The 25,852-nt window shown below is 38.5% G+C and carries 17 protein-coding genes and 5 tRNA genes; all 22 read left to right on the forward strand.

Annotation, left to right across the window (positions count from 1 at the left end; genetic code table 11):
• Nucleotides 1–12: 12 nt before the first annotated feature.
• Nucleotides 13–86: transfer RNA gene (locus QF004_RS12695), tRNA-Thr, on the forward strand.
• 19 nt (nt 87–105) lie between these two features.
• A tRNA-Tyr gene (locus QF004_RS12700) sits at nt 106–188 on the forward strand.
• Between the two features lie 86 nt (nt 189–274).
• A tRNA-Gly gene (locus QF004_RS12705) sits at nt 275–347 on the forward strand.
• A 50-nt stretch (nt 348–397) separates the two neighbouring features.
• Nucleotides 398–469, forward strand: a tRNA-Thr gene (locus tag QF004_RS12710).
• Between the two features lie 74 nt (nt 470–543).
• Nucleotides 544–1,224, forward strand: coding sequence for a response regulator transcription factor (locus QF004_RS12715; protein WP_133439729.1), 681 nt, complete (start codon nt 544–546; stop codon nt 1,222–1,224).
• A complete protein-coding gene (locus tag QF004_RS12720) occupies nt 1,224–2,591 on the forward strand; it encodes an ATP-binding protein (RefSeq protein WP_307426914.1) in 1,368 nt (455 codons plus the stop codon). The genes QF004_RS12715 and QF004_RS12720 overlap by 1 nt, the downstream gene beginning before the upstream one ends.
• Nucleotides 2,592–2,672: 81 nt before the next feature.
• Nucleotides 2,673–3,914, forward strand: a complete 1,242-nt coding sequence (locus tag QF004_RS12725; protein ID WP_307426918.1) for a TolC family protein — start codon at nt 2,673–2,675, stop codon at nt 3,912–3,914.
• A gap of 2 nt (nt 3,915–3,916) precedes the next feature.
• Complete coding sequence (locus QF004_RS12730; RefSeq protein WP_307426921.1) at nt 3,917–5,002, forward strand: efflux RND transporter periplasmic adaptor subunit; 1,086 nt, start codon at nt 3,917–3,919, stop codon at nt 5,000–5,002.
• A gap of 62 nt (nt 5,003–5,064) precedes the next feature.
• Complete coding sequence (locus QF004_RS12735; protein WP_307426924.1) at nt 5,065–8,172, forward strand: efflux RND transporter permease subunit; 3,108 nt, start codon at nt 5,065–5,067, stop codon at nt 8,170–8,172.
• Between the two features lie 332 nt (nt 8,173–8,504).
• Entirely contained in the window at nt 8,505–9,692 is a 1,188-nt protein-coding gene (gene tuf / locus QF004_RS12740; RefSeq protein WP_307426926.1) for an elongation factor Tu, read from the forward strand.
• Nucleotides 9,693–9,748: 56 nt separating this feature from the next.
• A tRNA-Trp gene (locus QF004_RS12745) sits at nt 9,749–9,819 on the forward strand.
• 13 nt (nt 9,820–9,832) lie between these two features.
• A complete protein-coding gene (gene secE / locus QF004_RS12750) occupies nt 9,833–10,036 on the forward strand; it encodes a preprotein translocase subunit SecE (RefSeq protein ID WP_133439734.1) in 204 nt (67 codons plus the stop codon).
• Nucleotides 10,037–10,051: 15 nt separating this feature from the next.
• The gene (gene nusG / locus QF004_RS12755) at nt 10,052–10,594 is read left to right on the forward strand and encodes a transcription termination/antitermination protein NusG (RefSeq protein ID WP_133439735.1); all 543 of its coding nucleotides are present in this window, start codon (nt 10,052–10,054) and stop codon (nt 10,592–10,594) included.
• 216 nt (nt 10,595–10,810) lie between these two features.
• Nucleotides 10,811–11,254, forward strand: a complete 444-nt coding sequence (gene rplK, locus QF004_RS12760; protein ID WP_133439736.1) for a 50S ribosomal protein L11 — start codon at nt 10,811–10,813, stop codon at nt 11,252–11,254.
• 11 nt (nt 11,255–11,265) lie between these two features.
• A complete protein-coding gene (rplA, locus tag QF004_RS12765; protein WP_133439737.1) occupies nt 11,266–11,958 on the forward strand; it encodes a 50S ribosomal protein L1 in 693 nt (230 codons plus the stop codon).
• Nucleotides 11,959–11,971: 13 nt separating this feature from the next.
• A complete protein-coding gene (gene rplJ / locus QF004_RS12770; RefSeq protein ID WP_307426937.1) occupies nt 11,972–12,559 on the forward strand; it encodes a 50S ribosomal protein L10 in 588 nt (195 codons plus the stop codon).
• Nucleotides 12,560–12,612: 53 nt separating this feature from the next.
• Nucleotides 12,613–12,978 (forward strand): 50S ribosomal protein L7/L12, encoded by a 366-nt coding sequence (rplL, locus tag QF004_RS12775; protein ID WP_133439739.1) that lies wholly within the window; start codon nt 12,613–12,615, stop codon nt 12,976–12,978.
• A gap of 541 nt (nt 12,979–13,519) precedes the next feature.
• Nucleotides 13,520–14,014: a hypothetical protein gene (locus tag QF004_RS12780; RefSeq protein WP_307426941.1), complete on the forward strand. Its 495-nt coding sequence runs from the start codon at nt 13,520–13,522 to the stop codon at nt 14,012–14,014.
• A 103-nt stretch (nt 14,015–14,117) separates the two neighbouring features.
• Nucleotides 14,118–16,508 carry a FlgD immunoglobulin-like domain containing protein gene (locus QF004_RS12785; RefSeq protein WP_307426944.1) on the forward strand — a complete coding sequence of 797 codons (2,391 nt, stop codon included), beginning with the start codon at nt 14,118–14,120 and terminating at the stop codon, nt 16,506–16,508.
• Nucleotides 16,509–16,581: 73 nt separating this feature from the next.
• Entirely contained in the window at nt 16,582–17,145 is a 564-nt protein-coding gene (locus QF004_RS12790) for a hypothetical protein (protein WP_307426946.1), read from the forward strand.
• A gap of 445 nt (nt 17,146–17,590) precedes the next feature.
• Entirely contained in the window at nt 17,591–21,418 is a 3,828-nt protein-coding gene (gene rpoB, locus QF004_RS12795) for a DNA-directed RNA polymerase subunit beta (protein WP_133439740.1), read from the forward strand.
• An 83-nt stretch (nt 21,419–21,501) separates the two neighbouring features.
• The gene (gene rpoC, locus QF004_RS12800) at nt 21,502–25,767 is read left to right on the forward strand and encodes a DNA-directed RNA polymerase subunit beta' (RefSeq protein WP_307426952.1); all 4,266 of its coding nucleotides are present in this window, start codon (nt 21,502–21,504) and stop codon (nt 25,765–25,767) included.
• Nucleotides 25,768–25,852 lie beyond the last annotated feature (85 nt).

The raw sequence follows: 25,852 nt of genomic DNA on the forward strand, positions 1-25,852 counted from the left end.
TTTAAAATATTTGCCTCCGTAGCTCAGCTGGCTAGAGCAGCTGATTTGTAATCAGCAGGTCGTGGGTTCGAGTCCCTCTGGAGGCTCATTGAAAAAAATAAAATTGGGGAGGTTCCAGAGTGGCCAAATGGATCAGACTGTAACTCTGCTGTCTTACGACTTCGTAGGTTCGAATCCTACCCTCCCCACATTTTTTTCTAATTTTATTTTGCGTAGTTGTAAATTTTATAGTAGATTTGCAAACCGTTTACCAACAGTTTTTGGAAACAAAAATGCGGAAGTAGCTCAGTTGGTAGAGCGTCAGCCTTCCAAGCTGAATGTCGCGAGTTCGACCCTCGTCTTCCGCTCTAAAAAATCACAACCAATACAGCGGCTTGTGATTTTTTTTTAAATTTTCGCCGACTTAGCTCAGGGGTAGAGCGTTTCCTTGGTAAGGAAGAGGTCGTGAGTTCAAATCTCATAGTTGGCTCTGTTTTAATCTCTCTTTTTTAAGGGAGATTTTTTTTGCTTATATTTTCCTAAATTTACTTTTCAATTCTTATTATGAAAATTCTTTTGTTAGAAGATGATCTAATCCTCGCGACCGAACTGGCTGCGTTTTTGGAGGGCAGTGAATTTGAGGTGAAAAAAGTGTATGATGGCGATCTCTTCTTGCAGGAAGTTCAGCAAAATACTTATGACATCTATTTACTCGACATCAATGTGCCTACAATAAACGGCCTGGATGTTTGTGAGAAAATAAGACTGGTAGATCACAATACCCCAATCATTATGATTTCTGCCTACGGTGATTTATCGGATAAGAAAGATGCCTTCAATCGGCTTGCTGACGATTATCTGGTGAAGCCTTTTCAGTTCGAAGAGTTACTGATGAGAATTCAGTCGCTTATCAGACGGAAGAATACCCAGGAAAAGTCCGTTGACGACATTTTTTCTATTGAAGATCTTACGATTAATAAAACGGATCAGAAAGTTTTCAGGGGCGAACAGGAAATCGCACTGACCGTGAAGGAATTTCAACTTTTGGTTTTTTTGGCAGAAGCGCAGGGAAGAACGGTTTCTAAACAACAGATTACTGAACATGTCTGGGAACAAAATTTTAATACCAATACCAATACGGTCGAAGTGTACATTAATTTTTTGAGAAAGAAGATTGATAAGGATTTTGCCGTAAAATTAATTCATACCCGGTCAGGGTACGGTTATTATCTGAATGCATTATAATGAGGTCTCTTAAACGTAAAATTGCTTTAAATCTGAGCATTGCGTTTTCATTACTTTTTGGTATCGTAATGACTATTATTTATGTCTCTTTTAATTCTTTTAGAAGAGAAGAATTTAAAGACCGCTTTGTGCAAAGACTTGATTTTACAACGAATTTCATTTCACAATCTGAAGGATTTAATGAGAAAGGGCCAATCGTTTTCAGTGAAAATGCAGATAATATCCTGTTCAATGAAAATATCATTATTTTTGATGCGCGCAAAAAGTTGCTTTACAGCACGGTTAAAGATCAAAATATAACCTGGGAAAATGAGTTGCTCGACCGGCTCGACCGGGAAAAGACCATTTATACTGAAAATACAAAGCCTGAGACATACGCTGCTTTACGAAGTATCCATGGCAAAAATTATTATATCATAACCAGCGCAATCGATAGCTCTGGTCAGTCGAAACTGGCTTATCTTAAATACCTGTTGATTTTTTCTTATTTGCTGAGTATTGCGCTTATTTGGTTTTTCTGTTATTATATTATAGGTAAATTTTTGCAGCCTTTAGAGAAACTGAAGAAAGAAATTTCAGAAGTTACGGCACATAAACTTACTACTCAGATTCCGGTGAAAGCTTCCAATGACGAAATCGGTGTTTTAGCGCAGTCTTTTAATACAATGATTGTCCGGTTAAATGATGTTTTTCAGTCTCAGAAAGATTTTACAGCCAGTGCTTCTCACGAGATCCGAACTCCTTTAACGAGAATGGCTTTTCAGCTGGAGAATTTAAAAAAATCAGACCAACATTCCCCAAAAACATTAGCAGTATTGTCGCAGATTTCAAAAGAGATTTTCCAGCTGTCGGATCTTACGAATTCGCTTTTGGTGCTTACCAAATTTGATAAAGAAAATATAAAGACCATTTATGAAGAGGTAAGAATTGATGAAGTTATTTTTGATGCCTACCAAAAAGTGGAAAAAAACTTCCCGAAATTGAAAATGGATTTTCAAATTTCTGAACAGAGCGTAGAAAGTGCTCAACTGTCGGTTCTCGGAGTGAAGTCTTTATTGGAGATTGTATTTATCAATCTGTTCAAAAATGCCGCGATTTATACTGATAACGATCTCGTTAATGTAACTATTGAAGAGTCTTCACATACTTTAGTGGTAAATGTTCTTAGTTTTGGAAGCACTATTTCTGCGGAAGAACAAAAGCGTTTATTCGATCCGTTTATGAGAGGAAGTAATTCTCAAAAAACTTCCGGTTCTGGTCTGGGACTGAAAATTGTAAAACGGATTCTGGAATATCACAAAGCAACAATTTCTTATCACAGTGCGTCAGCCAACCAAAATATCTTTACGATTAACTTTCCTTTGTAGCTTTTTAAGTTTTTTTTAAGCTAAACTTAAGTTCCTTTTAAGGTTATCTCTTCATTTTTGCCCTTCTTAAAAAGGACTGATATGAATAGAATACTCGTGATCGCTCTGCTGATTTCTTCCTGCGCTTTTTCACAGAAAAAAATCACCCTTCAACAGGCAGAGCAATCTTTTGTTAAAAACAATTTGCAGCTTATCGCGCAACAATACAATATTTCTGCTGCGGACGCAGATATTGTACAGGCAAAAATTTGGGAACTTCCGCAGGCATCTTTTGAAGCCAACGTTTTCAGCCCGGAGAATAACACCTTTTTTAATCTTGGACCCAGCAAAAGTCTGGCATTGCAGCAGCTTTTTCTGTTGGGCCGAAAAAGAAAAAATGAGATAGAATTTGCAAGATCTAATAAAGAGCTGAGCCAGCTTCAGTTTAATCAATTATTATTTGAACTTAAGTCCCAGTTGCGGGAAACTTTTTATTCCATTTATTTCGATCAGAGAAAATTAGAGAATATCGATGGACAGTTGGCTTTTCTAACCGATTTGGTCAAAGCATACAAAGTTCAAACCGAGAAAGGAAACATCGCGCTTAAAGATGAAGTGAGGTTGCAGACAATGGTTTTGGCCCTTAATAACGAGAAATTTCAAATAAGAAATGCTGTTTTTTCTCAACTTCAGAATCTTCATACTTTGACAGGAATCAGCGACGATATTATTCCTGAAATGTCGGAAGACGAAGTTCAAATATTGATTAAAAATCAACCACTCATTTCTTTAAATGAATTAAAAAAGATCGCATTAGAACACAATGCTGATTATTTATACGGTTTAAAATCCATTGAAAACAGCAAGTCGTATTACAAATGGCAAAAATCCCTGAACATTCCCGATGTGACCGGTGGATTACAATGGAATCAAAACAGCGGTATTTTCAAAAACGAAATTAATTTCACCGTTGCAATCCCAATTCCCTTGTGGAAGCAGAATCAGGGGAACGTTCAGAAAGCGCAGATCTTAGTGGAGCAAAGTCAGAAAAATACCGACTATCAAAAACAAGAACTCGAAAATAAAATAACGGCGGCTTATCAAAACTGGCAAAATAATTATACCCAATATTTTGGTATCGAGCTGGCCGACCTCAATAATTTGAATGCGGTATATAAAGGAATGCAGGACAATTTCAGAAAAGGAAATATTACTTTGATGGACTTTACTGATTTTAGCAACAGTTATAAAGAAACTGTTTTACAAATCGACGAAATAAAAAAGCAGGTCGTGATTTCGGCTGAACAATTAAATCAACTTATACAAACTCCCATTTTCAATTAACCATGAAGAAAAATTTAATCATTTTGCTTGCCCTTTTTACCTTGATAAACTGTAAAAAAGAGGACGATAAAAAAGAGGTTGAAGCTGCAAAAGGTTTTGTTGTTAGTAATCTGATGATGAAATCCACCACAGTTGTGGAAGTTAAGAACGATTACATTAAAGATGAAATAAGCTTTTTCGGAAAAATCGCAGCCGATAAAAATCAATACATCGATATTTTTCCTCTGGTCGGCGGGAATGTAATTTCCATCAATGCGGAGCTGGGCGATTACGTGAAAAAAGGGCAGGTGCTGGCGACGATCCGGAGTACTGAAGTTGCAGGTTATCAAAAAGATTTGAGTTACGCGAAAACAGATTTAGTGGTTGCTCAGAAAAACCTTCGGGTGGCGCAGGATATGTACAACGGGAAATTGAGTACCGAAAGAGAAGTTCTGGAAGCCAAAAGCCAGGTTCAAAAAGCGGAAGATGAGCTGCGTAGATCACAATCGGTGAATCAGGTTTACAATATCAGCAAAGGAAATGTGTATTCGGTGGTTTCGCCGATCAGCGGGTATATCGTTCAGAAAAACATTAATAAAGACATGCAGCTCAGAAGCGACCGTTCAGATAATATCTTCGATGTTGCCAATACGAAGAATGTTTGGGCGATTTTAAATATTAACCAAAGTGATATTCATAAAATTTCTTTGGGGATGAAAGCGGAGGTTTCTACTTTGGCGGCACCTGATAAAGTTTTCTACGGGAAAATCGATAAAATCTTTAAAATTATCGATCCCGAAACCAATTCCATGCAGGCTAGAGTTGTTTTGGATAATGCAAACGGCGAGCTGATTCCTGAAAGCAAAGCTACCATCAAAGTCTTTAATACAGAAAATACAACCGCACTCTCTGTTCCTTCTAACGCATTAATTTTCGATGATAACCGATATTATGTCATTCTTTTTAAAAGCCAGAGTAATGTAAAAGTGCAGGAAGTAAAAGTAGCCAAACAAACTGGCAATGTTTCTTATATTTCTGAAGGACTTAAAGAAGGCGACAAGGTGGTTACCAATAATCAACTGTTGTTTTACAGATCGTTAAACGAATAATTTAAGCGCTGTTTCTATTAAATGAAATCCACAAAAATTGGTTTTTAGCAAATATAAAATTCATGAATAAATTTATAAAAAATATCATTGCTTTTTCACTTAAGAATAAAGCCTTTACTTTTATTTGGGTTGCACTCCTGGCGATCTGTGGGTATATCAGTTTTAAAAATATGCCGATCGAAGCATTTCCGGATGTTACCAATACGCAGATGGTCATCATTACCCAGTGGAACGGTAGAAGCGCCGAAGAAGTAGAACGTTTCGTGACCACTCCGGTAGAATTGTCGATGAGTTCCGTTCAGAAAAAATCGAGTATCAGGAGTACGACGATGTTTGGACTTTCTATTATTAAAATTATTTTTGATGATGGAGTAGATGATGCTTTTGCCAGAATTCAGGTGAACAACCAACTGCGGACTGTGAAGTTTCCCGAAGGTGCAGAGCCCGAAGTTCAGCCGCCGTACGGGCCAACCGGAGAAATCTACCGGTATATTCTGCAAAGTCCGAAGAAAGATTCGCGTGAATTGTTGACGTTGCAAACCTGGGTCGTTGACCGTGCTTTGCGCGGGATTCCGGGTGTTGCAGATGTGAATGTTTTTGGCGGTCAGGAGAAAATATTTGAATTAAGCATCGATCCCAGAAAGTTGGAGCAATATAATCTGACGACCTCCCAGGTTTACAATGCCGTTAATCAGGGGAATTTAAATGTCGGCGGAGATGTCATCGAAAAAAACGGGCAGTCTTATGTGGTTCGGGGAATCGGTTTACTGAAATCCATTGCCGATATCGAAAATGTGACCATTCAAAATGACCATGGCAATCCTATTTTAATTAAAAGTGTCGCAACGGTTCACGAAAGTTCATTGCCAAGAGTCGGTCAGGCGGGCTTCAACAATCAGAATGATGTGGTCGCCGGTATTATTGTCATGCGGAAAGGAGAAAATCCTGTCGAGGTTTTGAAACTGGTTAAAGATAAAATAGAAGAACTGAATACCAAGATTTTACCTAAAGACACGAAGATAATCACCGTTTACAACCGGGAAAATTTAATGGATTTCACCACGAAAACCATTATGCATAACCTGATCGAAGGAATTATTTTCGTTACGGTAATCGTATTTCTTTTCATGGCAGATTGGCGTACGACTTTTATTGTGTCGATTATTATCCCGCTGTCGTTGCTGTTTGCTTTTCTGTGTTTAAAGATCGCGGGAATGAGTGCGAATCTGCTGTCGTTAGGCGCTGTAGATTTCGGGATCATCATTGATGGTGCCGTCGTCATGGTCGAAGGGATTTTCGTAATGCTGGATCATAAAGCCAAAAAATACGGCATGGAACGATTCAATAAACTGGCAAAGGGCGGTTGGATTAAAACCACAGGAATCGGTCTGGGGAAGGCGATTTTCTTTTCAAAATTAATTATTATCACCTCTCTTATTCCCATATTCGCTTTTCAAAAAGTGGAAGGAAAAATGTTCTCGCCTTTGGCTTTTACGTTGGGATTTGCATTGCTGGGTGCACTGCTGTTGACACTTACCCTGGTGCCTGTTCTTTCTCATTTGTTGTTGAATAAAAATGTGCGCGAAAAGAAAAATATTTTTGTAGCGTTTTGGGAACGGATTGTCGGAAAAGGTCTGGCTTTTACTTTTAGAAATAAAAAGATGAGTTTATTGGTTTCTGTGGCGTTTCTGGCAGTAACACTTTTTTCAGCACGGTTTTTAGGAACAGAATTCCTGCCGCCATTAAATGAAGGTGCCCTTTGGGTAACTGCAGAAATGCCGATGAGCATCAGTTTAAAAGAATCTTTGAAAAAAACAGAACAGCTTAAAAATACGCTGAGAAGTTTCCCTGAGGTAACAGATGTATTGTCGCAAACCGGCCGTAGTAATGATGGTACCGATCCTAATGGTTTTGGTTTTGCTCAGTTTTCGGTAAGCCTTAAACCAAAAGAAAAATGGACCAGAAAAATTACAATGGACGGTCTTATTGAAGAAATGGATGGAAAATTAAAGCAATACCAAGGAATCACCTATAATTACTCGCAACCGATTTCCGATAACGTGGCAGAAGCTGTTGCCGGTTTCAAAGCCGAAAACGGAGTGAAGATCTATGGTGACAATTTGAATACTTTGGACAAATATGCCAAACAGGTCTATGATATTTTAAAAGAGGTAGACGGCGTGAAAGAGCCGGGAATCATCAAAAATATTGGTCAGCCAGAACTGAGCGTTGTGCTGGACCGGAACAAAATGGCACAATACGGCGTGTCGCTCTCTGATGCACAATCTGTTTTGGAAACGGCATTTGGTGGAAAAACAGCTTCCGAACTTTTTGATGGTGAACGGAAATTCGATATCCGGATCCGGTATGCTGAAGAATACAGAAAAGATGAAAATGATCTTGCGCTACTGATGGTTCCCACTCAGGAAGGATCGCTGATTCCACTGAAAGAGATCGCCGAGATTCATCAGGATGATGGTGCGGCATTTATTTACCGCGATAATATTCAAAGATATATTGGAGTGAAGTTTTCGATCCGGGATCGGGATTTGGGTAGCACTATTGCTGATGCACAGAAAAAAGTAAATCAAATTAAACTACCACAAGGGTATTCAATCGGCTGGACCGGGCAATTTGAAAATCAGGAAAGGGCAACCAAGCGTTTAGCACAGGTAGTACCGATTAGTTTAGTTATGATTTTCTTCCTTTTGTTTATTTTATTTGGAAATTTAAAGGATTCTTTATTGGTTTTGGCGAATGTACCTTTTGCATTAATCGGTGGAATTATCGCCTTGCACATGACGGGGATGAACTTTGGGATTTCCGCCGGAGTAGGTTTTATCGCTCTTTTTGGCATCTGTATTCAGAACGGAGTGATTCTTCTTTCAGAATTCCACCAGAATATTAAAACGGGAATGGATGTCGCTTCCGGAATTTTAGAAGGGGTAAAGGTAAGAACCAGACCGGTGGTTATGACAGCGATGATGGCGTCGGTAGGGCTTCTGCCTGCTGCACTTTCCACTGGAATTGGGTCAGAATCCCAAAAACCACTGGCGATTGTGATCATTGGCGGATTGGTTACAGCGACGGTTCTCACCTTAATGGTTTTCCCGATCATCTTCTGGATTTTCAATAAAACTAAAAAATCAGATCAATTTTATCAGAATTAAAAATTTAACATAAATTTAATTCGCAATTTTACGAATGATGTTTTTGGAAGAAAGCGAAGGTGATAAGGGGATTAAGAGTGTTTAAGAATTGTCGGACTTTATTAAAATCGGTCTGAAAAGAAAAATGTTTTTATAAAATTAATTTATAGATTTTCTCACATAAATATTTTTCCGTAAATTTGCACTCCGGTATTTCGCTTATATACAAAATGGTGTAAATCAATATTTTTGAATGTTCAACTTTTTTTTCTTAAAAAGGTTTTCAATATTCAAAAAATGACTATATTTGCGCACCGAAAAAATGAATAATTAATTAAATAAATATTTAAATCATGGCAAAGGAAACGTTTAATCGTAACAAACCACACTTGAACATTGGTACCATCGGTCACGTAGACCATGGTAAAACTACACTTACTGCAGCAATCAGTAAAGTATTATCTGACAAAGGATTCGGAACAGCTAGAGATTTCTCTACTATTGATTCTGCACCAGAAGAAAAAGAAAGAGGTATTACAATTAATACTTCACACATTGAATATGAAACTGCAAACAGACATTACGCTCACGTAGACTGTCCAGGTCACGCCGATTATGTAAAAAACATGGTTACCGGTGCTGCTCAGATGGATGGAGCTATTTTAGTAGTAGCTGCTACAGACGGACCAATGCCTCAAACAAGAGAGCACATCCTTCTTTGTCGTCAGGTAAATGTACCTAATGTACTTGTTTTTATGAACAAAGTAGATATGGTAGATGATGCTGAGTTATTAGAATTAGTAGAAATGGAAGTAAGAGATCTTCTTTCTTCTTATGAATATGATGGAGATAACGCTCCGGTAATTCAAGGATCTGCTTTAGGTGGATTGAATGGTGATGCTAAATGGGTAGCAAAAATCGAAGAATTGATGGATGCTGTTGATTCTTGGATCGAACTTCCTACCAGAGATGTTGACAAAACATTCTTGATGCCAATTGAAGACGTTTTCTCTATTACAGGTAGAGGTACTGTTGCAACTGGTAGAATCGAAGCTGGTGTAATTAACACTGGAGATCCAGTAGATATCGTAGGTATGGGTGATGAGAAGTTAACTTCTACTATTACCGGTGTTGAGATGTTTAGAAAAATCTTGGACAGAGGTGAAGCTGGTGATAACGTAGGTCTATTGTTGAGAGGTATTGAAAAAACCGACATCAAAAGAGGTATGGTAATCGCTAAGAAAGATTCAGTGAAGCCACACAAACACTTCAAAGCTGAGGTTTATATCCTTTCTAAAGAAGAAGGTGGTCGTCACACTCCGTTCCACAACAAATACCGTCCACAGTTCTATGTAAGAACTACAGACGTTACAGGTGAGATTTTCTTACCAGAAGGTGTAGAAATGGTAATGCCAGGAGATAACGTAACGATTACTGTAGAATTGTTGCAGCCAATCGCTCTTAACGTAGGTCTTAGATTTGCGATCAGAGAAGGAGGTAGAACAGTTGGTGCTGGTCAGGTAACTGAAATCACTGATTAATTTCTGAAAATATAATAAAGGTTCCGTAGGGAAACTTACGGAACCTTTTTTAATCTACGGGCATCGTCCAATGGTAGGATACCGGTCTCCAAAACCGTTGATCAGGGTTCGAGTCCTTGTGCCCGTGCAAATAAAAGATAATGAGTTTAGTAGATTTTATTAAAGGTTCTTATACCGAATTCAAAGACAAAGTAGAGTGGCCAAAGTGGCCAGAGTTGCAGTCATCTACCATAGTGGTAACTATTGGTACCGTGTTATTGGCTATTTTTACTTTTGGTGTAGATTCATTGTTCAGTAAATCTATTGCGAATATGATATCGCTCTTTATCAATCTGTTCAATTAAAATTATTTTCCCAAAATGAGTGACTTGAAGTGGTATGTTCTGAAATCCATCAGTGGACAGGAAAATAAGGTGAAAGCCTATATTGAGAACGAAATGAAGCATTATGGCCTTGAGGATTTTGTAACTCAAGTAGTCATTCCTATGGAAAAAGTAATCCAGATCAGAAATGGTAAAAAGGTACCCAAAGAAAAACCTTATTACCCGGGATACTTAATGGTAGAAGCTAATCTGGTAGGAGAAGTTCCTCACATTATCAAAAATATCCCAGGAGTAATTTCTTTTTTGAGTTCCACCAAAGGTGGTGATCCTGTACCAATGCGTAAATCAGAAGTGAACAGAATGCTTGGCAGAATGGATGAGCTTTCGGAGTTCGCAGTTGAAACAGCAATTCCTTTCGTAGTAGGTGAAAACGTAAAAGTAATCGATGGACCTTTCAATGGTTTCAATGGTACGGTAGAAAAACTACACGAAGACAAAAAGAAAATAGAAGTTTCAGTAATGATTTTCGGAAGAAAAACTCCAATGGAACTAAGCTTTATGCAAGTGGAAAAAGTATAATAAATTTACACATAGATTATAGAAAGAACCAATTTGATTGGTTCTTTTTTTATTTAATTCAAATTATCATTAAAAATCAATGTTTTACACTTGTGTAATTAAAAATTATTCTTAATTTTGCAATCCGAAATGTAGAGTTGTGTTTTTATATTACTTCTTTACAGATTTATAAATGCTTCCACATTCATAAATTATTTAATTTTTTAAAAAATCAAAATGGCTAAAAAAGTCTTTAAAATGGTGAAGCTCCAAGTAAAAGGAGGAGCAGCTAATCCATCTCCACCAGTAGGTCCAGCCTTGGGTTCTGCCGGGGTGAACATTATGGAGTTTTGTAAGCAATTTAACGGAAGAACTCAAGACAAACCGGGACAAGTTTTACCTGTAGTAATTACAGTATTCGAAGACAAATCATTTGAATTCGTTATTAAAACTCCACCAGTTGCAATCCAACTTTTAGAAGCTTCAAAGCAGAAAAAAGGTTCAGGAGAGCCAAACAGACTTAAAATAGGTGCTGTTTCTTGGGATCAAGTTGGTAAAATTGCTGCGGATAAAATGGTAGATCTTAACTGCTTTACTATTGATGGTGCCCTTACAATGGTTGCCGGAACTGCAAGATCTATGGGATTGAGAGTAACAGGAACTAAACCAACTAACGCTTAAAACTTATAGAAATGGCAAAATTGACAAAAAAGCAAAAAGAAGCTTTAAGCAAAATAGAAAAAAATAAAATTTACTCCCTTGACGAAGCATCTGCTTTGGTGAAAGAAGTAAACTTTGCAAAATTTGACGCATCTGTAGATATCGCAGTTCGTTTGGGAGTTGATCCTAGAAAAGCGAACCAAATGGTAAGAGGAGTAGTTTCTCTTCCACACGGTACCGGTAAAGATGTGAAAGTATTGGCTTTGGTAACACCCGATAAAGAAGCAGAAGCAAGAGAAGCTGGTGCTGATTATGTAGGTCTTGATGAGTATTTACAGAAAATAAAAGACGGTTGGACAGATGTTGACGTTATCGTTACCATGCCAGCTGTTATGGGTAAATTAGGTCCGTTGGGTAGAATTTTAGGTCCAAGAGGTCTAATGCCAAATCCAAAATCAGGAACGGTAACCATGGAAATCGGTAAAGCGGTATCAGAAGTAAAATCAGGTAAAATTGATTTTAAAGTTGACAAATACGGTATTATCCATGCAGGAATTGGTAAAGTATCTTTCGATGCTGGTCAAATCAGAGAAAATGCTTCTGAATTAATTCAGACTTTACTTAAATTGAAACCAACTGCGTCAAAAGGTGTTTATGTGAAAAGCATTTACTTGTCTTCTACCATGAGTCCGGGTATTGCAATTGATACTAAATCTGTAAACTAAAATCTGTAAGACAATGACAAAAGAAGATAAAGTATTAGTAATACAAGAATTAAAAGAAGTGTTACAAGACGCGAAAGTTGTTTATGTAGCAAGTCTAGAAGGAATGAATGCTGCTGCGACTTCAGATTTTAGAAGACAGGCGTTCAAACAAAATATCACTGTAAAAGTTGTAAAAAACACTTTACTACAAAAAGCACTGGAGCAAATCGAAGGAGTAGATTACTCTGAAATGTTCCCTACTTTCAAAGGAAATTCAGCGTTGATGATTTCTGAAACAGCAAATGCTCCGGCAAAGTTGATTCAAGGATTCAGAAAAAAAGCAGAAGTTCCAGCATTGAAATCTGCTTATTTACAAGAAACCTTCTATGTTGGTGACGAAAACTTGGCTACACTAGTAAGCATCAAGTCTAGAGAAGAAATGATCGGTGAAATCATCACATTACTTCAGTCTCCACTTAGAAATGTACTTTCTGCACTTCAAAATAAAGATGAAGCAAACGGAAACGCTGAAGAAGCTGCTCCAGCTGCAGAAGAAACCCCAGCTGAAGAAGCTGCTCCAGAAGCAGGCGCTGAAGCAACCGATGCACCTGGTGCAGAGTAATCAGACTCAAAAAAAAATCAAATAAATCGTTCAACAATTAAAACATTATTAAAATGTCAGATTTAAAAAACTTAGCGGAAACGCTTGTAAACTTAACCGTTAAAGACGTAAATGAATTAGCTACTATCCTTAAAGATGAGTACGGAATCGAACCAGCTGCTGTAGCTGTAGCTGCTGTTGCAGGTGCAGGTGAAGCTGTTGAAGAAAAAACAGAATTCGACGTAATCCTTAAAGCTGCAGGTGCTTCTAAATTAGCAGTTGTAAAATTAGTTAAAGATTTAACTGGTGCAGGTCTTAAAGAAGCTAAAGATATGGTAGATTCAGCTCCGACTGCAATCAAAGAAGGTATCTCTAAAGACGAAGCTGAAGCTTTGAAAAAACAATTAGAAGAAGCTGGTGCTGAAGTAGAATTGAAATAATTCTTCATCAACCTTATAATAAAGCCGTTTCCTTTTGGAAGCGGCTTTTTTGATGACTTGTTTTTACAAAGCTCACGGAGAATGTATTCTTGGATAGATGGTCCGGTTTTTTAGAACAGTTTAAAAATGTTTTTAGCGCTGGGTTTCGCTCCTTGTTTTTCATATTATATAAATAATATTAATTAAAGTATATCGGTATTATTATGGCTGCTATTTAATACTAATTAACATATAATAAATGTTTTTAATTCTTTATTTAATTATTTTTTAAAAATAATCCTGTTGTGAAATTGTTTGATTAAAAAGGGTGTTTTAACCCATTGTTTTGAATTTGGTGCTTATTGTTTGGGTTTATTGTATTGTATTATCTGTTTTGTTGTAATTTTGCAAAAGAATAATTCGATGAAAATTATTCTAAAAAAACACAAAACACAAATACAGCTTGAAAGAAAATTTATTCTTTAGAGCAACACGACCAATATTTCATAAAGTGGAATCTTATTCTGTCTTTTGTTTATTGATGATGTTGCCTCTTTTGACTATGCCTCTATTTTTTGGTGCAGCCGCATTAAAAGTTAATATTCCGCAGCAAAACCAACCGGGGATTATTTACGTAGGTGAAAATGCTTTTATTTATGGAATAGAAGAATCCACGAACGCGAGAATTGTAAAGATAGAATCTCCTTTGGAACATAAAAGTTCTAAGAAGGTGGTAGAGGTAAAAATCAAAAATCGGAGCGCAATCTCTAAAAAGAACGATAAAACTGAAATTAAAGATCTTCCGAAATCAGCAAAATCCAAATTTGCCTTTAAAAATACAAGATCAGATGAAAGTTTTGGTGCCAGTGCTTTTTCCAATACCAAAAACTCAGTAATCACGCCTGTTTTTATTTCAGAAAATGTAGTTTCGTGTTTCTATACAAAACTCAATATCCCTTTATTTATTTATTTAATGAATATTTATACTGCAGATTTTTCTAAAACTGCAGCGCTTTCGCAATTTTTATTTTCCAGACCTCCCCCTCGTTGTTGTTAAGAAACAATTTATTTTATTCTCAAATAAAATCATATCTGAAGGGCTGAGCTCTTTAGAGTGCGTTTTATTGGCTTCTATTTTAAACACATTAAACACAAATGTAATGAAAACAAAAATTTATTCATGGCAAAAAGCTGTACATATGTTTCGTATAGTAGCAGTTTTTGCCGCAATCCTTTGCAGTAGTTTGCTATTTGCAGACGGGTCAAGAGATCTTTATCCTAGTGGTGCCAGCGGTTTACGTGCGTATCTTCGATCAAGTAATTCGCCAACAGTCAACTGGCCTTTTCCGAATCAGGGTGTGCATTATGTCTATGCTAAGGTTGGTGAACGAATTACCATGGCATCCAGTGCGCAAGATTCTGGGGCAAACTCTCGAATTAGATTATATGCGCCCGATGGCAGTCAGTTGTTTGATAACGCTACTGTTGCAGGACAAATACCAAACAGAGCTGCGGAATTAGCGGGACCACAGTTGTCTGGTGGATCTGTATCGGGAAGATATACACCTATTTATTATCAGGTTCCTACGGGAAAAGAAGGTATATACCGTGTAGAACTTGTAGCGAGGGGAACGGGGGATCCTACTGCAACTTTTAATGCGGACGCTACGTGGACACAAGGTAGTGATGCTGGTATTATGGCATGGGATGTTTCTTTGATTAATGCGACGAATACTGCTTTTGTTCCTGGTAGAGTTTATACCAATGTATTGAATCTTTCTAATGGAACAACTAATATTGATACAAAGGGTTTCTATGGAAAGATTTATACACTTACTAAAGATGGGTACACTTATCGAGTAAATAATAATGGGAACAATGGTATTTATTTTACTTTTTTTGTAAATAACAACGGCTTTATTGATGCTACTACTCAGGATCCTGTTTATAAAAGTTTAAACGGATCTACAGCGGCTTTTTTAAGTGGTAAAGTACGTAATCCTAATAGTTCCGATACTTCAAAAAATATTACTCACAAAATGTTTTACGTCTTGCCAGGCAATGATCTGCCAACTTCATCTTCGGTGTCACTTCAGGGTACCACTACTTCCACAACGACATGGCTGAGAAAGGCAGTAACAACTCCGCATGTTACCAATGTTTCTGTTGTCGGAGTTGAAGGTGTTTCCGGACAGGTAAGCAAGAAAGGTGGTTACATAAAATTCGATGCAGATGTGCAGGGTAATTATACGATTACAATCGAAGGTACGGTTGCAAATCCAGGCTTTGTGACACGTGTGCTTACTGGATCTTCATCAGCGGGCGCTAATCAATTTCTTTGGGACGGTAAAGATGGGGCTGGGAATGCTTCACCTGTTGGGGCGTACCCGATTAAAATAACGGTCCGTTTACAGGGTGCAGAAGTCCACTTCCCTTATATCGATATGGAGTATAACCGCTTCGGAACTATTGTAGAACTTCTTGATCATACCCAGTTAAGTCAGATAGTTCCTGTGGTTTCAGTGGTTTCGGATATTGTTTATTGGAATGATGTTGATATTACTAATGCAACATCAAACGGTTCGAAACCGAGTCCCATAAACAACAGTCATTTGCCACCTGTAAATAGTACCGGAATAAGCAGTAATACGAACGGTCATAATTGGGGAGTCGGTGGGACTGGTGTTGCCGGCCAGTTTGGTGATGAAAAAGCTATTGATACGTGGACTTTCATTAAGGCTGAAGAAGTTACTGTTAATGCCAGTGTTATCGTTAAAAGTGCTGATTTAATGGTTACTTCCATTACCCCAGATAGAACAAATGCTTTGGAGGGAGAGCAGGTCGCTTATACTATAAAAGTGAAAAATGGTGGACCTGACAATGTGACGGGTGCTCCGTTCCTCTACAAAATACCCAATGGTTTATCTCCACAAAGTATTCTGTTTGTTGGAAATGGATGTGGTAGTGAGGGTTTAGCAATGAGTTACGATGCTGTTACCCATACTTATTCTTCAAAGCTTAATCTTCCAAATGGGTGCGAAATTACTTATGTTATCACGGTAACAGTTACCAATCAGGCTACGACAGGTAATCAGCAGGTAGAAGCTGCGATCTTGCGTACCAATGATGTTACTGATCCGGATGCTACAAACCCAGATATCACTGTTCTTCCTACAGATCCTTATTCCGAATGTGTTAATAACGGAATGGGTGGATCTTGTAACAATATTATGATTAATAATACTGTAATAGTGACACTTGCATGTTACAATAGTCCGGCAACTGGAATAGGGGTCGATAGCAGACATGGTATTACTTTGTTGCAGAGAGCGGGTGCAGACAATGGAAATTGGCCGATGATCAGAAAATCTGCTCATACGGTGTTGGAGTCCAACAGCAAAGGTTTTGTCATTACAAGAATGACAACAGCACAGGTAGGGGCAATTGTTTCTCCACAAGAAGGAATGATGGTTTATGATACCGATGCAAAATGTTTGAAGCTGTATGATGGTACTGCCTGGAGCTGTTTCAAAAATTCTGCCTGTCCTTAACCCGGTTAAATAGTGACGAAAATATGATATGAAATTTCAAATATTCAGTTTAATCATTTAAAATTTAAAGAAAATGAAAAATATATTCACAACAATATTGTTAACAGGATTGGGTTTTTTCCATGCGCAGGTCATTATTGGCGATGCGATTGGAACTGCCCCTGCCACCGGTAAAAATTCTGTACTATTAGAGTTTGCTGCCGGACAGAATAAAGGGATTATTTTGCCTTATGTAAGGGTGCTTCCTACTGGTGCGGCTCTTGTAGGAGGAGCGATGGTGTTGGATGCTACAGATGCGACAAAAGCAAGAGTCAGATTTTATAACGGAACTACCTGGCAGGATTTAAGTGGACAGGATGCTAATTTAACAACTCCTGTAAATTTCATGACTGCTCAACCTACAATAGCTAGCTCTCCGGAAGCGTCCACCGCCAAAGCGATTATTGGAGCGCAGTCAAGTTCCGCAGATGGCGTCTTGGTTTTGGAATCAACTACAAAAGCAATGATTTTGCCAACAGTTTCGGATGTTAATAATATCCCGAGTCCCTCGCCGGGAATGATCGTGTATGTTAATAAGGTTGGCGCCAAAAGACTTGCCGTTTTTAATGGCTCAAAATGGACTTTCTGGAAACCCTAAAAAACGAGCAGTCAATTGCTTAAGTCACTCCGTGGAGTGACTTTTTTATTTGTTGATTCCAGATATTATATGTAACTTTGCACTCAATTTTGGCGCATATAATTGTTTACTTGACTTTAAAATATTGAATATCAACTCTTTCATCGATTGAAAGGGATTTCGTGTTTATAGCTATGTCAAACAAAAGTTACCGCCAAAATTACAGTGAAAATATTTTGCACTACGTCGTGAAAAGATATACCGATGTTGCAGTTAGGTTTAGATAAAAGACTGATAGGTAATCGATCAGAGACTTATAATAAGAATTATTCGGATAACTGCGCCAAAGTTTTCTATATCATTTTCTTGTTGAATTTGTCGCTAATCACCAATCTTTCCGTTTTCGATTTTAGACCTGATATTTTGAAAACAAAATATTTTTTAACCCTCATTCTTTAATTTTTTTATGAGTAAATCTAAAGCAGTCGCTAAAACTCAGGCCAATGAAAGAATCAATTTCTCCGAAGCAAAAGGAAAAATTGTGACCCCTGACTTTTTGGACATTCAGATCCAATCTTTCAAAGAATTTTTCCAGTTGGATACCCTTCCGGAGCAGAGACTCAAAGAATCTTTGTACAAAACCTTTGAAGAGAACTTCCCAATTACCGATTCTAGAAACAATTTCGTTTTAGAATTTTTGGATTATTTGGTAGATTCACCCCGATACTCGAGAGACGAGTGTGTAGAAAGAGGTTTAACCTATTCGGTTCCTCTTAAAGCCAGACTAAAATTGTATTGTACCGACCCGGAACACGAAGATTTCCAAACCGTAGTACAGGACGTTTATTTAGGGCCAGTTCCTTATATGACGCCGTCTGGATCATTTATTATTAATGGCGCTGAGCGTGTTATCGTAACCCAGTTACACCGTTCACCAGGGGTTTTCTTTGGTCAAACGTATCACGCCAACGGAACCAAACTGTACTATTCCCGTATTATTCCTTTTAAAGGATCCTGGATGGAATTTACAACCGACATTAATAATGTAATGTTCGCGTATATCGACCGTAAGAAAAAATTACCGTTAACAACTTTGTTAAGAGCCATCGGATACGAATCCGATAAAGACATCTTACAGATTTTCGACCTTGCCGAAGAAGTGAAAGTTTCTAAAGCAGCTTTGAAAAAAGTAGAAGGAAGAGTTCTTGCAGCGAGAGTTTTGAACACCTGGTTCGAAGATTTCGTTGATGAGGATACCGGTGAAGTCGTTTCTATCGAAAGAAATGAAATCATCCTTGATAGAGAAACCGTTCTTGAAAAAGAACATGTTGAAATGATTATCGATTCCGGTGTAAAATCAATCTTGATTCACAAGGAAAATGCTAATGAATTCTCTATCATCCAGAACACCTTACAAAAAGACCCTACCAACTCCGAAAAAGAAGCGGTAGAGTATATTTACCGTCAGTTGCGTAATGCAGATCCGCCCGATGAAGAAACAGCACGTGGAATTATTGAAAAATTATTCTTCTCTGAGCAACGGTATTCATTAGGTGAAGTTGGCCGATACCGACTGAACAAAAAATTAGGATTAAATATTCCTGAAAAAACTGAAGTTTTAACCAAAGATGATATCATCGCGATCGTAAGACATTTGATCCAGTTGGTAAATTCTAAAGCGGAAGTTGATGATATTGACCACTTGTCAAACAGAAGAATTAAAACTGTTGGTGAGCAATTATCAGGACAGTTCGGGGTAGGTCTTTCGAGAATCGCCAGAACAATCCGCGAGCGTATGAACGTTAGAGATAACGAAATCTTTACGCCAATTGATTTGGTTAATGCGAAAACTTTAACCTCAGTGATCAACTCGTTCTTCGGAACCAACCAGTTGTCTCAGTTCATGGACCAAACCAACCCGCTATCAGAAATCACGCACAAGCGTAGACTTTCTGCCCTGGGACCTGGTGGTTTATCAAGAGAGAGAGCAGGTTTCGAGGTACGTGACGTTCACCATACGCACTACGGTCGTATTTGTCCGATTGAAACTCCTGAGGGACCAAACATTGGTTTGATTTCTTCTTTAGGAATTTATGCAAAAATCAATACTTTAGGTTTCATCGAAACTCCATATAGAAAAGTAGAAAACGGTAAAGTTGATTTAAAAGGAACTCAGATTTATTTAAATGCTGAAGATGAAGAAGACAGAGTAATTGCTCAGGCAAATATCGAAATGAAGGACGACGGTACCATCCTTACAGACAGAGTTATCGCTCGTTTGGATGGTGATTATCCGGTAGTGGAGCCGCAGCAGGTAGATTTGATTGATGTTGCACCAAACCAGATTTCCGGTATTTCTGCTTCATTGATTCCTTTCCTGGAGCATGATGATGCGAATAGAGCATTGATGGGATCGAATATGATGCGTCAGGCAGTTCCATTATTGAAACCGGAAGCACCAATCGTAGGTACAGGTTTAGAAAAACAGGTAGCGAGTGACTCCAGAGTCTTGATTAATGCTGAAGGAACTGGAATCGTAGAATATGTTGATGCTGATAAAATCACCATTAAATATGATAGAACGGATGACCAAAACTTGGTTTCATTCGATTCAGGGACAAAAACTTATAAATTAACCAAATTCCGTAAAACCAACCAGAGTACGACGATTACTTTGAGACCAAACGTAAGAGTAGGTGACAAAGTTGAAAAAGGTCAGGTTCTTTGCGACGGTTATGCAACTGAAAACGGTGAATTGGCAATCGGTAGAAACCTTACTGTAGCATTTATGCCATGGAAAGGGTACAACTTTGAGGATGCGATCGTAATTAATGAAAAAGTAGTTCGTGAGGACTGGTTTACTTCAATTCACGTTGATGAATATACACTGGAAGTTCGTGATACCAAATTAGGTATGGAGGAATTGACCGCAGATATTCCTAACGTTTCAGAAGAAGCAACCAAAGATTTGGACGAAAACGGTATGATCAGAATCGGTGCTGATGTGAAGCCTGGTGATATCATGATTGGTAAGATTACGCCAAAAGGGGAATCTGATCCAACGCCGGAAGAGAAATTATTGAGAGCAATTTTCGGTGACAAAGCCGGAGATGTAAAAGATGCTTCGTTAAAAGCAGATTCTTCATTAAGAGGAGTTGTAATTAACAAGAAATTATTCTCAAGAAATATCAAAGACAAAAAGAAAAGATCCGAAGAGAAATTGAAACTTGAAGAAATCGAAAACACGTACAAAGCGAAATTCGACGAATTAAGAGGAACACTTCTTGAAAAATTAGGAACTTTAGTAAACGGTAAAACTTCTCAGGGAGTGAATAACGACCTGGCTGAAGAAATCATCGGAAAAGGAGTGAAGTTTACAACGAAACTTCTTCAGTCTGTTGAAGATTATGTAAATGTAAGCGGTGCTGACTGGACTGTTGACGCTGAACGTAATGAACTGGTTAAACAGTTAATTCATAACTACAAAATCAAATACAACGATCTGAACGGTGTTAAAAACCGTGAGAAATTTGCAATCTCAATCGGAGACGAACTTCCTGCAGGTATCATCAAATTGGCGAAAGTATACGTTGCTAAAAAACGTAAACTGAACGTAGGTGATAAAATGGCGGGACGTCACGGTAACAAAGGGATTGTATCAAGAATCGTTCGTGAAGAAGACATGCCGTTCTTAGAAGACGGAACTCCGGTAGATATCGTATTGAATCCACTTGGTGTACCTTCCCGTATGAACATCGGTCAGATTTACGAAACCGTTCTAGGTTGGGCTGGACAAAAATTAGGGTTGAAATTTGCAACTCCAATTTTCGACGGTGCAAGTTTAGAGCAGATTACAGAATATACCGAGCAGGCAGGTTTACCAAAATACGGCAGTACTTATCTATATGACGGTGGAACAGGTGAAAGATTCGCGCAGCCAGCAACGGTTGGGATCATTTACATGTTGAAACTGGGCCACATGGTAGATGACAAAATGCACGCACGTTCAATCGGACCTTATTCATTGATTACGCAGCAGCCGTTAGGAGGTAAAGCGCAGTTTGGTGGACAGAGATTCGGAGAGATGGAGGTTTGGGCATTGGAGGCATTTGGTGCTTCAAATATCCTGAGAGAAATCTTGACCGTGAAGTCAGATGATGTGATTGGTAGAGCAAAAACTTACGAAGCGATTGCGAAAGGAGAAGCAATGCCTGAACCAGGTATTCCGGAATCTTTCAACGTATTGCTTCATGAGTTGAAAGGTCTTGGTCTTGATGTAAGACTGGAAGAATAGAATAGAGACTTTTAGACGTGAGATTAGAGATTTTAATTGCTCTACTCGCCGCTCTCTCAATCTTTTAATCTAAATTTAAACAAATGTCAAACAAAAATAAAACAAGTAATTTTAGTAAAATTACAATTGGTCTTTCTTCACCGGAATCTATTTTACAGGATTCAAGAGGTGAAGTTTTAAAGCCCGAAACAATTAACTACCGTACGCACAAGCCGGAAAGAGATGGTCTTTTCTGCGAAAAAATCTTCGGTCCTGTTAAGGATTACGAATGTGCCTGTGGGAAATACAAAAGAATCCGATACAAAGGAATCGTTTGTGACCGTTGTGGTGTAGAGGTTACTGAGAAAAAAGTACGTAGAGAAAGAATCGGGCATATCGGCCTGGTTGTTCCTGTGGCTCATATCTGGTACTTCCGTTCTTTACCGAATAAAATCGGGTATCTTTTAGGATTGCCGTCTAAGAAATTAGACATGATCATCTATTATGAAAGATATGTTGTCATTCAGCAAGGTATGGCTAAAAGAGCCGATGGTGCTGACTTCGATGATAAAGAATTCTTAACAGAAGAAGAATATCTGGATGTTCTGGAAACTCTTCCTGCGGACAATCAATATCTTGATGATGCTGATCCAAACAAATTCATCGCGAAGATGGGTGCGGAAGCAGTGGAGCAGCTATTGAGCAGAATCGATCTTGATACCTTATCATTCGACCTGCGTCACAAAGCGCACAACGAATCTTCAAAACAAAGAAGAACAGAAGCATTAAAAAGACTGAACGTTGTAGAAGCGATCAGAGGAGCAAATACCAGAATGGTTAACCGTCCGGAATGGATGATTATGAGAGTGCTTCCTGTAATTCCACCAGAATTGAGACCTTTGGTTCCATTGGATGGTGGTCGTTTTGCGACTTCGGATTTAAATGACCTTTACAGAAGAGTAATCATTAGAAATAACCGTTTAAAAAGACTTTTGGAAATTAAAGCTCCGGAAGTAATCTTGAGAAACGAAAAAAGAATGTTGCAGGAATCTGTAGATTCATTATTCGATAACACCAGAAAATCTTCTGCAGTAAAATCGGAATCCAACAGACCATTGAAATCACTTTCTGATTCATTGAAAGGTAAACAGGGTCGTTTCCGTCAAAACTTACTGGGAAAACGTGTGGATTATTCTGCCCGTTCCGTAATCGTCGTTGGACCAAACCTGAAACTTCACGAATGCGGTATTCCAAAAGATATGGCAGCGGAATTGTACAAACCGTTCATCATCAGAAAACTGATTGAAAGAGGAATTGTAAAAACCGTAAAATCGGCGAAAAGAATCATTGATAGAAAAGAGCCAGTTGTTTATGACATCCTGGAAGGAATCATCAAAGGTCACCCGGTTCTTTTGAACAGAGCGCCTACTCTTCACAGATTGGGTATCCAGGCATTCCAGCCGAAAATGATCGAAGGAAAAGCAATCCAGCTTCACCCATTGTGTACCACTGCATTTAATGCGGATTTTGATGGTGACCAGATGGCGGTGCATTTACCTTTAGGTCCTGAGGCAATCTTAGAAGCACAACTTCTGATGTTAGGTTCTCAGAATATCTTGAACCCTGCAAACGGTTCTCCAATTACGGTACCTTCTCAGGATATGGTTTTGGGTCTGTATTATATGACCAAAGAATTATCCTCAACGGATGACATGAAAGTACTGGGTGAAGGCCTGGCTTTCTATTCTCCACAAGAAGTAGAAATTGCTTATGCAGAAGGAAAAGTTTCCCTGAATGCAAAAGTAAGATGTAGAGTTCCTGTAAAAGAAGAAGGTGAATTGGTAACCCGATTGGTAGAAACAACTGCCGGTAGAGTATTATTCAACCAGATTGTTCCTGAAGGGGTAGGATTTGTTAACGAACTTTTAACCAAGAAATCATTGAGAAATGTTATTGGTAGAATTTTAGCGGATACAGATTTCCCTACCACCGTAGACTTCTTAGATGATATGAAAGACTTAGGTTATTCCCACGCATTCCGCGGAGGATTATCCTTTAGTTTAGGTGATATCGTAATTCCTGTTGAAAAGAAAGACATGATTGCAACGGCTGTAGAAACAGTAGATGAAATCAAGGCTAACTATAACATGGGATTGATTACCGATACAGAGCGTTATAACCAGGTAATTGATGTTTGGACGAACACCAACGCAGGATTAACTGAGATGATTATGAGCAGAATGAAAACCGATCAAGGTGGATTCAACTCTGTTTATATGATGCTTGATTCTGGAGCAAGGGGTTCCAAAGAGCAGATCCGTCAGCTTTCAGGAATGAGGGGATTGATGGCAAAACCACAAAAAGCCGGTTCATCTGGAGCAGAGATTATTGAAAACCCGATTGTAGCCAACTTTAAAGAAGGTCTTTCAATTTTAGAATACTTTATCTCTACTCACGGTGCCCGTAAAGGTCTTGCGGATACCGCACTGAAAACTGCCGATGCTGGTTATTTGACCAGAAGATTGGTAGACGTTGCACAAGATGTAATCATTACTGAAAACGACTGTGGAACTTTAAGAGGAACAGAAATTACTCCACTTAAGAAAAATGACGAAATCGTTGAACGTATTTCTGAAAGAGTTTTAGGTAGAGTTTCTTTACACAACGTTTATGATCCGGAAACCGATGAAATCGTCGTAGAAGCTGATCAACTGATCAATGAAGCTTACGCGAAAAAAATCGAAGCAGCGGGAATTGACAGTGTAGAAGTTCGTTCTCCATTAACTTGTGAAGCGAAAAAAGGAATCTGTGCAGCATGTTACGGTCGTAACTTAGCAACAGGTAAACCTATTCACATGGGTGAAGCGGTAGGAGTTATCGCAGCACAATCCATCGGTGAGCCAGGAACTCAGTTAACATTGAGAACCTTCCACCAAGGGGGAACTGCAGGAAATATCTCAGAAAACCCTTCTATCGTTGCAAGACGTGATGGTATCGTGGAAATGGACGAAATTAGAACCGTTACTTCTGAAAACGAAGCCGGTAAAAAAGCAGAAATCGTAGTTTCCCGTTCAACAGAATTCCGTTTGGTAGCAGACAATGCTGCAAGAACGCCGTTGATGGTTGCCAATATTCCTTATGGATCTGAATTGGCGGTGAAACCGGGAGATAAAGTACTAAAAGGAGACTTAATCTGTAAGTGGGATCCGTATAATGCGGTAATCATCGCTGAATCTGCAGGTAAGATCGAATATGAAGATATTATTCAGGGTATTTCATTCTCACTGGAGATTGATGAGCAGACCGGTTTCGAAGAGAAAGTAATTTCTGAATCCAGAAACAAGAAAGCCGTACCAACCCTGAAAGTTGTGGATTCTAAAGGAGTTGAGCAAAAAGCATACAACTTACCGGTAGGAGCACACATCATGGTCAACGATGGTGAGAAAATTAAGGCCGGTAAAGTAATGATCAAGATTCCAAGAAAATCTGCTAAATCAGGAGATATTACAGGGGGTCTACCGAGAGTTACCGAATTGTTCGAAGCGAGAAATCCTTCAAACCCTGCGGTAGTTACGGAAATCGACGGAGTGGTATCTTACGGTAAAATCAAAAGAGGTAACCGTGAGTTGATCGTAGAAGCAAAAACCGGTGAAATCACTAAATATTTAGTGAAATTATCCAACCAGATTTTGGTTCAGGAAAATGACTTCGTAAGAGCTGGATCACCATTATCAAATGGATCTACCACACCGGATGACATCTTGAAAATTAAAGGGCCAACTGCCGTACAGGAATATTTGGTGAATGAAATTCAGGAAGTTTACCGTCTGCAAGGGGTGAAAATCGATGATAAACACTTTGAAATTATTGTGCGTCAGATGATGACCAAAGTTTCAATTGTTGATGGTGGAGATACTCAGTTCTTAGAAGGTGCACTGGAACATAAAGGTGATTTCTTAGAAGAAAACAACCGCGTGTTCGGTCTTAAAGTAGTTGTGGAAGCCGGTGATTCGAAAGAATTCAAACCAGGTCAAATGATTACCACCAAAGAATTAAGAGATGAGAACTCTAAACTGAGACGCGAGGATCTGGCTTTAGTAGAAGTTCGTGACGCACTTCCAGCAACCGCAACACCGGTATTGCAGGGAATTACAAGAGCGGCGCTACAAACCAAATCATTCATGTCTGCAGCCTCTTTCCAGGAAACAACGAAAGTATTGAACGAAGCGGCAGTTTCAGGAAAAGTAGATTACCTGAGCGGTCTGAAAGAAAACGTAATTGTAGGACACAGAATTCCTGCAGGTACCGGTCTGAAAGACTACCAAAACGTGATCGTGGGTTCTAAAAAAGAATTCGAAGACATTAATTAAGACGGATAGATAATAGATGGATAGATAATAGACAGATAGATCATAATATGTTTCTATCGTCTATTAGTCTATCATCCAAAAGTCT

Source organism: Chryseobacterium sp. MDT2-18, from assembly GCF_030815285.1.
In the GTDB taxonomy this organism is placed as follows: domain Bacteria; phylum Bacteroidota; class Bacteroidia; order Flavobacteriales; family Weeksellaceae; genus Kaistella; species Kaistella salivictor.

What these genes read in the sequence shown, in the direction of transcription:
- QF004_RS12715 (WP_133439729.1), top strand. Translation starts at nt 544, where the DNA reads ATGAAAATTCTTTTGTTAGAAGATGATCTAATCCTCGCGACCGAACTG.
- QF004_RS12720 (WP_307426914.1), top strand. Translation starts at nt 1,224, where the DNA reads ATGAGGTCTCTTAAACGTAAAATTGCTTTAAATCTGAGCATTGCGTTT.
- QF004_RS12725 (WP_307426918.1), top strand. Translation starts at nt 2,673, where the DNA reads ATGAATAGAATACTCGTGATCGCTCTGCTGATTTCTTCCTGCGCTTTT.
- QF004_RS12730 (WP_307426921.1), top strand. Translation starts at nt 3,917, where the DNA reads ATGAAGAAAAATTTAATCATTTTGCTTGCCCTTTTTACCTTGATAAAC.
- QF004_RS12735 (WP_307426924.1), top strand. Translation starts at nt 5,065, where the DNA reads ATGAATAAATTTATAAAAAATATCATTGCTTTTTCACTTAAGAATAAA.
- tuf (WP_307426926.1), top strand. Translation starts at nt 8,505, where the DNA reads ATGGCAAAGGAAACGTTTAATCGTAACAAACCACACTTGAACATTGGT.
- secE (WP_133439734.1), top strand. Translation starts at nt 9,833, where the DNA reads ATGAGTTTAGTAGATTTTATTAAAGGTTCTTATACCGAATTCAAAGAC.
- nusG (WP_133439735.1), top strand. Translation starts at nt 10,052, where the DNA reads ATGAGTGACTTGAAGTGGTATGTTCTGAAATCCATCAGTGGACAGGAA.
- rplK (WP_133439736.1), top strand. Translation starts at nt 10,811, where the DNA reads ATGGCTAAAAAAGTCTTTAAAATGGTGAAGCTCCAAGTAAAAGGAGGA.
- rplA (WP_133439737.1), top strand. Translation starts at nt 11,266, where the DNA reads ATGGCAAAATTGACAAAAAAGCAAAAAGAAGCTTTAAGCAAAATAGAA.
- rplJ (WP_307426937.1), top strand. Translation starts at nt 11,972, where the DNA reads ATGACAAAAGAAGATAAAGTATTAGTAATACAAGAATTAAAAGAAGTG.
- rplL (WP_133439739.1), top strand. Translation starts at nt 12,613, where the DNA reads ATGTCAGATTTAAAAAACTTAGCGGAAACGCTTGTAAACTTAACCGTT.
- QF004_RS12780 (WP_307426941.1), top strand. Translation starts at nt 13,520, where the DNA reads ATGCCTCTATTTTTTGGTGCAGCCGCATTAAAAGTTAATATTCCGCAG.
- QF004_RS12785 (WP_307426944.1), top strand. Translation starts at nt 14,118, where the DNA reads ATGAAAACAAAAATTTATTCATGGCAAAAAGCTGTACATATGTTTCGT.
- QF004_RS12790 (WP_307426946.1), top strand. Translation starts at nt 16,582, where the DNA reads ATGAAAAATATATTCACAACAATATTGTTAACAGGATTGGGTTTTTTC.
- rpoB (WP_133439740.1), top strand. Translation starts at nt 17,591, where the DNA reads ATGAGTAAATCTAAAGCAGTCGCTAAAACTCAGGCCAATGAAAGAATC.
- rpoC (WP_307426952.1), top strand. Translation starts at nt 21,502, where the DNA reads ATGTCAAACAAAAATAAAACAAGTAATTTTAGTAAAATTACAATTGGT.